The organism is Haladaptatus sp. HS23 (assembly GCF_056892285.1).
In genome coordinates, this window is record NZ_JBXGLH010000001.1 from 397,247 (window position 1) to 410,229 (window position 12,983).

Annotated in this window: 15 protein-coding genes; 6 read left to right on the top strand and 9 right to left on the bottom strand. The window is 63.5% G+C overall.

Features of this window, described 5'->3' with window-relative positions; all coding sequences use genetic code 11:
• Positions 1-4: 4 nt before the first annotated feature.
• Positions 5-670: a ribonuclease HII gene (rnhB, locus tag AC1XDK_RS02155; protein WP_483348126.1), complete on the top strand. Its 666-nt coding sequence runs from the start codon at positions 5-7 to the stop codon at positions 668-670.
• A 1-nt stretch (position 671) separates the two neighbouring features.
• On the opposite strand, the gene AC1XDK_RS02160 is transcribed toward rnhB, so the two are convergent.
• From AC1XDK_RS02160 to secF, 4 genes are all read right to left on the bottom strand, one after another.
• Positions 672-1,865 carry a carboxylate--amine ligase gene (locus AC1XDK_RS02160; protein WP_483348127.1) on the bottom strand — a complete coding sequence of 398 codons (1,194 nt, stop codon included), beginning with the start codon at positions 1,863-1,865 and terminating at the stop codon, positions 672-674.
• Positions 1,862-2,434, bottom strand: coding sequence for a low molecular weight protein-tyrosine-phosphatase (locus tag AC1XDK_RS02165; protein WP_483348128.1), 573 nt, complete (start codon positions 2,432-2,434; stop codon positions 1,862-1,864). Before AC1XDK_RS02165 ends, AC1XDK_RS02160 begins: the two co-directional genes overlap by 4 nt.
• Positions 2,435-2,558: 124 nt before the next feature.
• Positions 2,559-4,106 (bottom strand): preprotein translocase subunit SecD, encoded by a 1,548-nt coding sequence (locus AC1XDK_RS02170; protein ID WP_483348129.1) that lies wholly within the window; start codon positions 4,104-4,106, stop codon positions 2,559-2,561.
• Positions 4,103-4,963, bottom strand: a complete 861-nt coding sequence (gene secF / locus AC1XDK_RS02175; protein ID WP_483348130.1) for a protein translocase subunit SecF — start codon at positions 4,961-4,963, stop codon at positions 4,103-4,105. The genes AC1XDK_RS02170 and secF overlap by 4 nt, the downstream gene beginning before the upstream one ends.
• A gap of 131 nt (positions 4,964-5,094) precedes the next feature.
• Between secF and AC1XDK_RS02180 the strand changes: the two genes are divergently transcribed.
• Positions 5,095-5,448 carry a DUF7968 family protein gene (locus AC1XDK_RS02180; protein ID WP_483348131.1) on the top strand — a complete coding sequence of 118 codons (354 nt, stop codon included), beginning with the start codon at positions 5,095-5,097 and terminating at the stop codon, positions 5,446-5,448.
• On the opposite strand, the gene AC1XDK_RS02185 is transcribed toward AC1XDK_RS02180, so the two are convergent.
• From AC1XDK_RS02185 to AC1XDK_RS02195, 3 genes are all read right to left on the bottom strand, one after another.
• Entirely contained in the window at positions 5,445-6,332 is an 888-nt protein-coding gene (locus AC1XDK_RS02185; protein WP_483348132.1) for an ATP-dependent ribose-1-phosphate kinase, read from the bottom strand. The genes AC1XDK_RS02180 and AC1XDK_RS02185 overlap by 4 nt on opposite strands.
• A gap of 73 nt (positions 6,333-6,405) precedes the next feature.
• Positions 6,406-7,224, bottom strand: coding sequence for a DUF63 family protein (locus tag AC1XDK_RS02190; RefSeq protein WP_483348133.1), 819 nt, complete (start codon positions 7,222-7,224; stop codon positions 6,406-6,408).
• A gap of 99 nt (positions 7,225-7,323) precedes the next feature.
• Positions 7,324-8,283, bottom strand: coding sequence for a ribose 1,5-bisphosphate isomerase (locus tag AC1XDK_RS02195; protein ID WP_483348134.1), 960 nt, complete (start codon positions 8,281-8,283; stop codon positions 7,324-7,326).
• Here AC1XDK_RS02195 and AC1XDK_RS02200 point away from each other — a divergent pair.
• Positions 8,282-8,476, top strand: coding sequence for a hypothetical protein (locus AC1XDK_RS02200; RefSeq protein ID WP_483348135.1), 195 nt, complete (start codon positions 8,282-8,284; stop codon positions 8,474-8,476). The genes AC1XDK_RS02195 and AC1XDK_RS02200 overlap by 2 nt on opposite strands.
• 35 nt (positions 8,477-8,511) lie before the next feature.
• On the top strand, positions 8,512-9,147 hold the full coding sequence (deoC, locus tag AC1XDK_RS02205) for a deoxyribose-phosphate aldolase (protein WP_483348136.1): 636 nt from the start codon (positions 8,512-8,514) through the stop codon (positions 9,145-9,147).
• Between the two features lie 30 nt (positions 9,148-9,177).
• Here the strand turns inward: deoC and AC1XDK_RS02210 are convergent, their stop codons facing one another.
• Both AC1XDK_RS02210 and AC1XDK_RS02215 read right to left on the bottom strand, forming a co-directional pair.
• Positions 9,178-9,906 carry a mechanosensitive ion channel family protein gene (locus AC1XDK_RS02210; protein ID WP_483348137.1) on the bottom strand — a complete coding sequence of 243 codons (729 nt, stop codon included), beginning with the start codon at positions 9,904-9,906 and terminating at the stop codon, positions 9,178-9,180.
• Between the two features lie 234 nt (positions 9,907-10,140).
• A complete protein-coding gene (locus tag AC1XDK_RS02215; RefSeq protein WP_483348138.1) occupies positions 10,141-10,392 on the bottom strand; it encodes a hypothetical protein in 252 nt (83 codons plus the stop codon).
• Positions 10,393-10,527: 135 nt separating this feature from the next.
• Between AC1XDK_RS02215 and AC1XDK_RS02220 the strand changes: the two genes are divergently transcribed.
• Both AC1XDK_RS02220 and AC1XDK_RS02225 read left to right on the top strand, forming a co-directional pair.
• The gene (locus tag AC1XDK_RS02220) at positions 10,528-11,781 is read left to right on the top strand and encodes a tRNA (N(6)-L-threonylcarbamoyladenosine(37)-C(2))-methylthiotransferase (protein WP_483348139.1); all 1,254 of its coding nucleotides are present in this window, start codon (positions 10,528-10,530) and stop codon (positions 11,779-11,781) included.
• Positions 11,782-12,039: 258 nt separating this feature from the next.
• Positions 12,040-12,975 (top strand): hypothetical protein, encoded by a 936-nt coding sequence (locus AC1XDK_RS02225; RefSeq protein ID WP_483348140.1) that lies wholly within the window; start codon positions 12,040-12,042, stop codon positions 12,973-12,975.
• Positions 12,976-12,983 lie beyond the last annotated feature (8 nt).

A 12,983-nucleotide genomic window follows, 5' to 3' on the forward strand; every position in this document is an offset into this window, starting at 1 on the left:
GACCATGTGGAATGACGACCATCGTCCGAGCGTGTTCGGGGTAGACGAAGCGGGACGCGGGCCGGTATTGGGGTCGATGTTCGCCGCGGCGGTCGCCATCGACGACCCGGAGGACTTACCGGACGGAATCGACGACTCGAAGAACCTCTCGCCGGAGCGACGGGAGGAGTTAGCGGCGTCGATTCGAGCGGACGACACCGTCAGGGTCGGCGTCGCGGAAATCACCACGGAGAGAATCGACGACCCAGAGACGGACATGAACACCCTGACCGTCGCGGCCCACGGGGAAGCGATATCTCGAACCGTCTCCGATGGCGAGCGCGGTATCGTGGACGCCTGTGACACCAGCGAATCCCGATTCGCTCGGCGGGTCGCGGCGAAAGTCGGCCCCGAGATAGGAATCGAGGCGGAACACGGCGCGGACGAGACCCACGCCATCGTCGGGGCGGCGAGCATCGTCGCCAAAGTGGAGCGCGACGCCCACGTCGCCCGACTCGGCGAAAAACACGGTGCGGTCGGAAGCGGCTACCCGAGCGACCCCACTACCCGCGAGTTCCTCCGCGAATACGTCGAGGCGAACGGCGAACTCCCGGACTGCGCGCGTGTTTCGTGGCAGACGAGCAAAGACACGCTGGCCGCACACCAGCAATCGGGACTCGGCCAGTTCTGACCTATTTTCCGAGGGCCGCCGACACCGCCCGCCGAAACGGCTTCGACGCCGACGGCGCGAACTCCGAGACGAGGTTCGAAACGTCGCGCCGGAACGGTTCCGGGTCGTCCATCGACAGGTAGTCGAAGTTGGGGTCGGTGAGCAGCGAGCGCAGAACCCGAGCGACTTCCAGCGGAACCGACGGGCGTTCGACGTGTTCGTAGTCGTCGCGGAGGAGGCTCACGAGGTAGACGAGTTCCCCCCGGAGGATGTGACTGCCCGTCCCGACAGTGTAGCCGTAGTCCGGCCTACGAACGCCGTTGGCCAGTTGGTAGTACCGATGGGGGAAGTCGACCCCCGAATGAACTGCGAGTTGAAGCGACCCCCAGAAGCGCGGGTTCACTTCGAGCAGTTTGAACCGTTGGTCGCGCGGGTCTCGTCGGAACTCGACCATCGCGGGACCGTGCCAGTCGAGCGCAGACAGGAGACTGACGCCGTGTTCGTGGAGGGTCGGGTTCGACACGGACTCGCGGAAGACGCTCGCCCCGCCGGAGTAGGTGTAGCTCCGAACCCGTCGATGCTGGAAGGTGACGACCGGTTCGCCGTGGTCAAATAGGGCGAAAAAGCCGTACTCGGTTCCGTCCGGGATGCACTCCTGCACGATGGGGACGTGGCCCATCTCGTCGGCGAGACTGTCACTGTCGGGTTCCTCGGAGACGAATCGCACGTCGGGATACGCCGTCTTGCCGTCCTCCACGCACACCGTGTACCGGGATTTGACGACCGTCTCCTCGCTCCAGTCGTCCCACTCCGTGAGCAGGGCGGTTTCGGGGATGGGAACGTCGGCTTCCTCCGCGCGCCGAAACAGCCGATTTCGGTCGCGGGCGGACTCCATCGTTTCGAAGTCGGGCCACGGCGTCCCGACGTGTTCCGCGAACTCGTCCCGGTGCTTCGAGAGGACGTAACTCTCGGGCTCCCGAAGCGGGACGATGGTCTCCACGTCGGGACGCTCGGCGAGCGAGAGGAGGCCGTCCCGATAGCCGTCGAGGTCCTCCGTCGGCGCGGGGAGGGAGACTCGTTCGTCCACGTACTTCGACGTGAACGCGGGCGAATCGGGTGATTCACCGGCCGCGATAATCGGGATTCCCTTCCGGCCGAGCGACCTGATGCACGCGAGGCTACTGCCCGCCGCGATGGCCGGAACGACGACGCTCATTCCCCCTCCACCGTCGTCAAAAACGCGTCCACTGCGTCCGTAACTTCACCGTACACGCGGCGGAACGTGTCCTCGTCGGCGTCGTACGGGTCCTCGATTTCGAACTCCGGCGAGACCTCGAACGACCGGACGAAATGGGCCTTCCCGAGCGAGTCGGGATAGTCCCGCTTCAGATACCAGTAGTTCCACGCGTCCATCAGCAACACGAGGTCGCTCTCCCCGAGGAGCGTCTCGTCCACGCACTGTGAGCGATGGTCGGTCAGGTCCACGCCGAACTCCGACGCGACGGTCACGGCGGCGTCGGGACTCGACCGCCCTTCCTTTTCGATGAACCCGGCGGAGCGAACCGAAGAGCAGTCATACTCCGTTTCCTGCACGCGTTCTCGGAGGTAGCGTTCGGCCATCGGACTCCGACATATGTTTCCGAGGCAGAGGAAGAGAACTGCCGGTTCGGGAGGGAGTGCGCGCACTGCGCTGGTGACATCTCGGGAGCGAGCGTCGGGACGCAATCGCAACCGCTCCATCTCCACGGCGAGGCGTCGTCTGCCGTGCTGGAGGTGTTCTAACATCGTTCCGCGTTCGACGCAGGCGCTGTTATAACTCGACCATCGTTTCGAGAGTAGACGGAGCCTACGGTAGTCGTAGAGGTTGGATACCGCTTCGAACGAGCGGGAAAAAGGTCGCGCGACGGCGTTACTTGTCCGTCAGCAGGTACCGGAGGATGTCACCGTAGGCGGGTCGCGTGACCAGCACGCCGATGAGGACGCCGAGGATGGTGATGATGGCGAACCCTTGCAGGTCGCCGAGTCCGAGCACCGCCAGCGGACTCATGGCGATGATGGTCGTCGCGGCGGCGGCCCCGATGACCCAGAACGCCTTGCGGAAGCGCGACTGGAAGACGCGCGAGGAGTTGACGGCCCCTTCGCTCATCACCTCGTCGGCGATGATGATGAGGTCGTCCACCCCGGTCCCGATGACCGCGATGAACCCGGCGATGTGTGAGAGGTCGAGCGGAAGACTGACCGCGGCGGCGAAGCCGAGGAGGATGAACACCTCGGAGAGCGCGGTCAGAATCATCGGCAGCGCGACCTCGGGTTTCCCGTATCGGAGGAAGACGACGCCGCTGACGGCGAGTACGGCCGCGATACCGGCGAGGAGCGAGTCGAATTTGAACTGACTCGCGAGACTCGGCTGGAGGTAGGTCGTGGACCCGGCCTGCGTGTCGAGGGCCGCCGGAAGTGCACCCGCTTGCAGGTTGATCTGGAGTTTGCGGGCTTCGGAAGCGTTGCTCCCCGTCTGAATGGTGAACGTCGGGTTCTTGACGAAATCGCCGTTGTTGATGGATTGCGCGAGGTCACCCATACTCACGCCGGACACCACTTTCCCGTCCACGACCGTGTAGAGACAGTACCCCGCCTCGTCTGCGGGTTGCTGTGGATACCGACACGCTCTGGTTCCTTCTGAACTGGTGAATCCCCGTTTCTTCATCACGGTGGCGAAACGCTTTGCAGCGTCGTCGGTGAGCGAGACGCTGACGCTCCACGCGTTATCGGTCTGCTGTGCGGGCCCGACGTTGGTGATTCCATTCTGGGTGATCGCGGTCGTGTTCGCTTGCGTTCCGTTGTCGGTCGGGTAGTGTGCGACGATGGAGACCTGCCCGCGCTTGGTGACCAACTCCTCCATCTCGGACTGGTTGGCGTTGGGCATCTCGATCTGGATGAAATGCTCGCCGTTCGTCGCTGTTACCTGCTGAACGCGCCCACCGGAGAGTCCGGCCTTCGATATCTTGTCGCTCAACGTGCGGACGATTTCCTCGCGAGTCTGTGCGGTCACACCCTCGCGGACGGTTTCGTATCCGATGTTCTCCTTATCGAGCGCCGACTTCAGCTGTCCAGTCGTGACGTTGTCCGAGAACACCTCGATGGCACGCTGGGAGTTCGTGAATCGAATCCCCACGTCCGACTGAGTGACGCCGGGGATGTCCCCGGCGATGGCCTTCTGAATGTCCGTTCGGCTCGTGCCGTTCGGCGGGGTCACCTGTTCGGCGGTGACGCCGTTCACGGGGGCGCGGATTCGCGTCCCCCCGGCCAGTTCGAGTCCGTACTTCAGATTGGTCGGGCCGGTGCTGTTCGTGGCGAGGTTAGCGTTGCCGTTCCCGCCCTGCGGGACGAAGAGCGCGAACGCGCTTCCGAGGAGGAGGACGATGAGCAGGCCGACGCGCCATTGGTCGCGGAAGCTCATCGCGCCACCCCCTCGAACTTGTACCAGCGAAGGAGGCTCAGGTTGAGCATGTACGTGTTCATCAGGTCGGTTGCGAGTCCCATCACGAGGACGACGCCGATGGACGTGAGCAGACCGATTTGGAAGACGAACGCCACGATGGTCATCACCGCCATCGCGGCGAGCGACGTGACCGTCATCGTCACGCCGGTCCGCATCGCGCGGTACGTGCTCTCGTAGAAGTCGCCGGACCGCCGAAGGACGTGGTTGTTGAGCAGGATGTCGGAGTCCACGCTATACCCGATGAGCATCAGGAGCGCGGCCACCGTTCCCAGCGAGAGCGGGATACCGAAAATGTTCATCAGCGCGACCGGAATCACGATGTCGCTGAACGCGGAGAGGACGACGGCGATGGAAGGAACGAACGACCGGAACATGAGAAAGACGATGAGGCTCATGCCCACGAACGCCGCCACGACGCCGTACACCGCGAGCTGTTGGGAGTTAGACCCGAAGCTCGCGGAGGTACTCTGTACGGAGAGCACCTCGTATCCGGCGCTGTTCGCTTGCGACGTGAGCGAATTCGTGTCGGTATCCTGGAACGTGACGATGTATTCGTTGTTCGATGTCGCCGACGGCGTCACCGACGCGACGTCCGAATCAAAAGCAGTGCGAATCTGGGACTGCGACGCAGTCGTCTGAACTCTCATTTCGGTTCCGCCCGTAAAATCGATACCCGGTGTCACTGGTGCGCCGGTGGCCACATACCAACCGGCGATAACAAGCAACGCCAGCACGAGAATGGCGAGGGGAATCCCCGCAAGTTGCCGGTTCGAGTACCGGGTGTAATCGACCTCCGGTACTTGAAACTCTACCATATCCGATGGGTGCGTGACGACCCTGAATAAGCCTTCTTAATTACTACGGGACAACCCATCAGGTAAAACCACCAACACGAAACGTGAAAACCGCACGAAGGCATAATTGTCTTCGGGTCCTTACACCACCTATGTCGGGAACGAACACGAAAACAGCGACCGAATCGGAGAGCGAACTGGCGACCCGAATCGTCGTCTCGTATCCGGAGGACTTGAGCGATTGGGGACGCTTTCAGGTCGGGACGAGACACTTCAAGGCATACCTCAGGAAGACCAAGGGTACCGTTCACGAGGAGGACGTCTGGGAGGAGTTCCTCGACGTCGGCTGTTGTGGCGACACGCTCGACGTACCGCTCCGCGTCGAACGGGTCGAGGGGGGCGACCGGATGGGACCGGACACCACCATCGACTACGACGTTCGGGAGGCCTGTGGAATCCGCGGAGGCTGGCAGGTACAGAGCGCGGACGGGCCGAACGAGGTCTAATACTGCTCGTCGAGGAACGCCTCGACGCGCTCGCGGGTCGGGGCCGTACGCGCACCCGCCGCCATCGCGGTCAGCGCGCCACAGGCGTTGGCGAACTCCAGTGCCTGCTCGTAGTCGTTCGAATCGAGCAACGTCGCGATGAACCCGGCCGCGAAGGCGTCGCCCGAACCGGTCGAATCGACGGACTCGACCCCGAACCCGGGATGCGTGTAGACGCCCTTCGTCGTATCGACCCGCGCACCCCTGCGTCCGTGCTTGATGACGACGACGCGACCGTGGAGTTCCGAGGATGGGTGTTCCAAATCGCCGTCGAGAATCGTCGCCGCTTCGCGGTCGTTGAGAAATACGATGTCGGAGTAGGCGAGCGCCCGCGAGAAGTCCCGTTCGGCGAGGCGACGGCCGGGGTCGAAGCTCACGGACAGGTCGGCCTCCGTCGCGATTCGTGCGAGTTCGGCCGCCGTCTCCGGGCGTTGGCTGGTGAGATGGAGGTGGTCCGCCTCCGTGACGTACTCGGGGCGGATGTCCTCGGGCGCGATGGTCTCGTTCGCCCCCTCGTTTCCGAGAACCATCACCTCGCCGTCCCGGTCCACGATGAGGTACTTCGTCGTGGTTTCGATACCCGCGACTTCGATGACGTGCGTGCAGTCCACGCCGGCATTCGTGAGTTCGCGCCGAACCAACAACCCGTGTTCGTCGGACCCGATGCTGCCGATCAAACCGGTCGAAACGTCCATACCTGCGAGCGCCGCGGCGACGTTCGCCGCGCTTCCACCGCCGGACCGTTGCTGCGAGGAGATGCGCGCCTCGCCGTCGGGTTCGGGCAGGGCGTCCACGCTCAGCGTCACGTCCCAATTGATGTGGCCCGCGGTTACGACTCGAACCATGACACCCCTCCAAAGCGGTTCGTGGACGGCATACCGTTCGTGATACCCATCAGCGGTAAAAAATCCTGCCGACTTAGCCCGTGATGGCGAACAGGATGAGGTTGTGCGCACCCGGTCCCAATCCGACGGCGGCGACGACTCCCAAGAGGAGATAGCCCTCCGCCGGTTCCTCTGCGACGTAATCCGCGAACAGGAGGACGACGAACTCCGCGATGGCGAGTTTCACGACGACGAACAGCCACCCGACGCCGACCGAGTCCGCCGTGGGAAGCGACTGGGCGATTTCGAGGATGGCTTGTGAGAGCGGCGTTTTCTCGCCGAAGTCGAGAACGTCGATGCCGACGGCCGTCGAGACGCCGTCCAAGGCGTGGGCGAACAGCGTGAGGGCACCGACTGCACCGGTGATGATGGCGACGTCGGGATAGAAGAACTGCGTCGCCGCCCAGAGAAGTCCCGTCAGGACCACTGCAACGACGAGCGCGACGAACGGCCAGAATAGCCGGAGGCTGTCGTGCTGGAAGCCGTACCAGAACGCGACGAGGAGGACGATAACGACGCCCGCCAACCCGACGCCGGCGAGTACGCGCGGGACGGGAGTTCGGAGCCGATAGAGCGAGAGCAACCAGACGGTCCCGGCCAAAGCGAACGTCGTGAGGTAGACGGCGGGCGTTCCGAACAACGGGAGCAGGACGTCCGGAATCGGTGTATCCGGGACCTGATACAGCGCGTTCAATCCCGCGCCGACGACCATCCACGGTGCGAGCGACACGATGGTTCGCTCCGAGATGGCCGGGTCCGCACGTCGAAGCGACCAGATGACCGCGCCGACGACCAGCAAAAGCGGCAGAAGATACGATAGTGGGGGAAGCGCAAACCCGTCCGGCAGTACCATACTCCGACACGCGAACGGAGGTGTGGAAAGGTTTGCGGTCTGTGTGCTCCCTTGGCAAGGAACGGAACGAGGAGGATGTCATGGGTCCGTCTGCCGGTTTTACGGCTCGTCCCACGGTTCACCGTTTTGTTGTTCTCCGAACATCTCTCGCATGAGCGTCACGATGCTTTCCGGCGGAAACTGTCCGCGTTCGGTGACGATGGCGTCCACGTACCGCGGTGGGGTCACGTCGAACGCCGGGTTCTCGACCCGGACGTTACCGACCTCCGACCGTTCGTCGTCGGGCAGGATTTCCCGTGGGTCTCGCATCTCGATTTCGACGGTGTGACCCGTCATGGTTCCCGGATGGAGTTTCAGCGTCTGTGCGGCGACCATGATGGGGACGCCGCGTTCACGGGCGTTCACGGCTAATCCCGAGGTACCGACCTTGTTGATGACGCTCCCGTCCGCCGCGATGGAGTCCGCGCCGACGAGTACGTGGTCGGCGTCGTCCAGATACCGGCGGGCCGCGTTGTCGACGATGAGCGTGACGGGGACGTCCCAGTCGCGCAGTTGACGGGCGGTGATGTGGCCCTGCTTTCGGGGCCGGGTTTCCTTCACGATGGCGCTGATCTCCTTGCCGTCGTCCAGCGCGCGGCGAACACAGGAGAGCGCGTCCGTCGAGTGGCAGTGGGTCATGATGGTGTCGCCGTCGCGGAGGCGGTTCGCGCCGATTTGGCCGAGGTTGTCCTGCGCCTGGTCGAGTTCCCGGCGGAACTCCACGACGGTCGAAACGATGCTTTCGCGCAGTTCCTCGACGGTGTCCCCCTCCATACCCCGCAGGACGTAGCGCAGGGCGTTCGGAAGGCTGACCGCGGTCGGACGGGTCTCGTGAAGCCGCCGGGCAGCGGCGCGAATCTCGGCGCGAAACCCCGCGGGGGAATTCGCCTCGCTGGCTTGTGCCTGTTCGCCGATAGCCGCCGCCGCGGCGTCCGCGATGGTCGCCGCGCCGCGGATTTCCATCTCGGCGATGTCGTCCGCGGCGGTGGCGACGGAGGGGGTTATGTCGGGGTCTTTCATGTGTGATTCTACGGCGCTCGGGGTGAAAAAGATAGTCCGGCGGAAATTCTACCTTCACGGCAGTTGCACGGGGGACATGGACTTCGACAAGCCGATAGCCGCCTCGGAGTCGCTGATGCGCGTCGCCGAACTCGTCGCCACTGGCCTCTTTTCCGGACTCGTAGCGACCCTGTGGGTCGTGTCCCGGGGATAGCGGGATTTTTACCGGGGCGGTCCATCCACCCCGCTATGAACGAATCCGAACTCGCTGCAAAAATCGACCACACCGTGTTGGGACCGGAGACGACGCTCGCGGACGTAGAGGCGGTGCTGGACGACGCCGAGGAGTACGGGATGAACGCCTGCATCCCGCCGTGCTACGTCGCGGAGGCCGCCGAGTACGCCCCGGACGTGACCCTCGCGACCGTCGTCGGGTTCCCGCACGGTCAGCACGCGATGGACGCCAAGCGCGACGAGGGCGTCGGCGCGTGGGACGACGGCGCGGACGAGTTGGACATGGTCATCAACGTCGGGCGACTGAAGGCAGGCGACCACGACGCGGTTCGGTCGGATATCGAGGAACTCGTCGCCGCCGTGCCGATTCCGGTGAAGGTCATCATCGAGACGGCGCTCCTCACGGATGAGGAGAAACACGACGCCTGCCGGTTGGCCAAGGAAGCGGACGCGGCGTTCGTCAAGACCTCGACGGGATTCGCGGACGGCGGCGCGGAAATAGAGGACGTGGAACTGATGGCGGAGTACCTCCCGGTCAAGGCGAGCGGCGGTATCGGCGACTACGAAAAAGCGAAGGCCATGCTCGACGCCGGTGCGGAGCGCATCGGCGCGAGCAGCGGCGTGGAAATCATCGAAGACTTCCGCGGGTAGATACCGCTGACGTTCCCGCGGAGTTCCTCGTTAGTCGTCGTCGCTCGGTTGCGGACTCGGAGTACCCTGTCGAGCCCTGCTCATCCACCCGTCGATGTGTTCGGCGACGTAGTCCCGTCCGCCCCATCCGAACGCGATGCCAGCGCCGATGGCGATGGCGGCCGCGAAGCCCCACGCGAGGGCGCGAGCGAACAGGTAGAGGATTCCCACGTCGATTCCCATCGTGTCCAGACCGATGACGATGGCGGTGAAGTACAGGAACAGTCGGGTCCCCGTGGCGAACCAATTGGTGTAGTCGGTGTGAGTCGCCGCACGGGTTCGCATGATGGCGTCGCCGATGAAGTCGGCCACGACGAAGCCCAGGATGATGACCAGCAGTCCCGCGACGAGCGCCGGCAGATACGACACCGCCGCCGCCACCCACAACGAGAGCCTCGGAATGGCGAGTACGTTCGCCGCCGCGAGGATCGCCAACGCGTAGACGAACCAGGCGGCAAGCTTGCCGAACGCGCCGGACACCGCGCTCTCCGTTCCGCCGAGCATTCGACCCAGCGGCGTGTCGAGTACCATTCTGTCGAGTTCTATCCTGTCTGCGATTCTACGGACGACGGCCGCCGCACCACGTCCGATGACCCACCCGATGAGCAGGATGACGATCGCACCGACGAGGCGCGGAATCAACGCGATGAACCCCGCTACGGGGTCCTGAAGCCATCCGGGAAGCCCACCTACTTGTAAGACGATATCGTATTGTGTCATGTTTCGTTCTCTCCCCCACGCAGTCGCGTGGTTCACCCATTGGTTGGACTACAGCCAGTTTGTTGTTGGCCGCCTAAATCGAGGGCAGGACGGAGTAACGTCGAATGAGTTCGTCCGAATTTCACGGGCGATACTGTCGGAAAGAGAAGAGACCCGAGACGCGGATGACACGTAACTGACTGTTGAAAGGGAAGCGAAAATCCGCGGAAGAGTCAGTTCTCTCCGGGAATTGGGCTACCTCAGCGTACGAGGATACGGACCATTACCGTCGGATGTGGGACCGATGACAGGACCCGTCGGGGGCTCAGTCCTCTCGGAGCGCGTACAACATCGGTGCGTTTTCCCCCTCTCGGTGGCGGCGAACAGCGTTCCGTCCGCGACGGCGAAGGCGTCCCGAACCGGCCCGTCGAGTTCGTACTTCCACCGCTTCGCGCCGAACCGTGTGTCTCCGAAGCCGGACCCACCGCCAGTTTTGAGGGCGTACACGGTTCCGCTTCCGTCGCCGACGTAAACGGTATCATAGGAAATAATAATCTTTCTCCTCGTCGAACGGTGTACTCATCCCACGGTTTGACCCGCAATCGTCGCCCTTTTGCTCGCGTAGCCGAAATCGAGGAGTGAATGGCCCGGTATCACATCGAAACGTACGGCTGTACCTCGAACCGCGGCGAGAGTCGCCAGATAGAGTCCGCGCTGCGCGACGCTGGCCACTACCGCGTCGAGGGTCCCGAGCGGGCCGACGTTGCGATAATGAACACATGTACTGTCGTGGAGAAGACGGAGCGAAACATGGTTCGCCGGGCGAAAGAACTGCAGTCGGAGACGGCGGACCTCATCATCACCGGCTGTATGGCGCTTGCGCAGGGCGACGAGTTCCGAACCGAGGACGTGGACGCCCAAGTCATGCACTGGGACGACGTGCCGACGGCGGTCACGAACGGCGAGTGTCCAACGCCCGGTCCGGGCGTCGAACCCGTGCTGGACGGCGTCGTCGGCATCCTGCCCATCGCCCGCGGCTGCATGTCCGACTGCTCGTACTGTATCACGAAGCACGCGACGGGCAAAATCGATTCGCCGTCCGTCGAGGAGAACGTCGAGAAGGCCCGCGCGCTCGTCCACGCGGGTGCGAAGGAACTCCGAATTACCGGACAGGACACCGGCGTCTACGGCTGGGACCGCGGCGAGCGGAAACTGCACGTCCTGCTGGACCGCATCTGCAACGAAATCGAGGGCGACTTCCGGGTCCGCGTCGGCATGGCGAACCCAAAGGGCGTCCACGGCATCCGCGAGGAACTCGCGCGGGTGTTCGCCGAGAACGACGAGCTATACAACTTCATCCACGCGCCGGTCCAGTCCGGGTCGAACGACGTCCTCGGGGACATGCGCCGCCAGCATCAGGTCGAGGAGTACGTCGAAATCGTGGAGACGTTCGACGAGTACCTCGATTACTGGACGCTCTCGACGGACTTCATCGTCGGCTTCCCGACCGAAACCGATACGGACCACGAACAGAGCATGGCGCTCCTCCGCGAGACGCGTCCCGAGAAGTTGAACGTCACGCGATTCTCCAAGCGCCCGAACACGGATGCAGCGAAGATGAAGGGCCTCGGCGGCACGAAAAAGAAGGAGCGCTCGAAGGCCATGTCGGAACTCAAGATGGACATCGTCGGGGCCGCCTACGACGACATGGTCGGCACCGAAAAGCGCGTCATGGTCGTGGAGGAAGGTACCGGCGACTCCGTCAAGTGCCGCGACGAGGCCTACCGCCAAATCATTGTCCAGCACGCCTCCGACCACGGCATCGAACCCGGCGACTTCCTCGACGTGGAGGTCACGAGTCACCAGACCGTCTACGCGTTCGGAACGCCGGTCTGAGACAGGGAGCCGTTCCGAAACGATGTTTCCTCGAACTACGGATTTCGAGAGGGTTTCTTGCGATTCGAACATCTTCGAAGTCTTCGCTACTGCTGTTCCGCTCCAAGAGCCTTCGAAATCATCTCGCAGTGAGTGGACGAGTGTTTTCAGAAACAACTCCGTAACCTCGTGTACGATACTGGGATCATCGAAATTCGCCCCACGTCGGTGTCGTCACAGACGGAAAACATATACCCGATTACGTAAAATCCGTGACCGATGCCCTCCAATCGACGCCAACTCCTCGCCACGGTCGGCGCACTGGCCGCCGGACTAGCTGGCTGTCTCGGCGGAAATCCGGGCGGAACCGGAGACGAACCCTCCACGCCGACCGACGAACCGACCGCCACCACGGACGAGTCGCCGGACACGACCACCGCCGAAAACGCCTCGTTTTCCCTACCCGAATCGTCGGTGAAGTCCCTCGGCGAGGTGCGCGTTGCCGTTGCAAACCCGACCGTCGGGAAGGCGGTCGCCTACGAGTCCATCATGGGTTCGGGCGGCGTGTTGGGGTCCGATGGAAGTCAGTTCGTCGTCGCCGAGGTGCAGAGCCAGCAGAGAAACAGCGTCGATGCGAGAGAAGACCCGGCGTACGACGCCTTCGAACTCGATGTGGACGGCGAGGCGTATTCGACGGTCGAAATCGAGAAGCGGACGACGGGTGCGTACACGAGTTCCCTCGCCGAGCGCGGAAACGTCCGGTACGGAGACTCGTATGCCACTGCCGAGACGGTCGGCTGGCTGGCGTTCGAACCGCCGTCACCGCTCGACGCTAGCGAGGCCGCGATTCGCTGTCGGTACGGCGGTGAAACCGCCGAGTGGTCACTGCCCGAGGAAGTGGTCACGGAACTCGCCCGACCCGGGCCGAGATTCGAACTCGAATCGTTCGACGCGACCGTGGAGGAGTACAGCGTGGACGTCTCGTTCGTGGCAAAAAACGTCTCGGGGAACGACGGGGAGTTCCTCGCGGCGATGTACTGGCCGACGACCGGCATCGCGGACGACGACGAGTCGACGGTACTCAGACGCACTATCGCCGCGGGCGAGAAACTGGAGTGGTCGGGGTCGTTCCCGACGGAGTACACCGACGGCGTGGTGTCGGCCCGTCTCGGCGGAAGCGTCACCGGCGAAATCGAGGTCGATTTGGAGAAATAGGCGGGTAG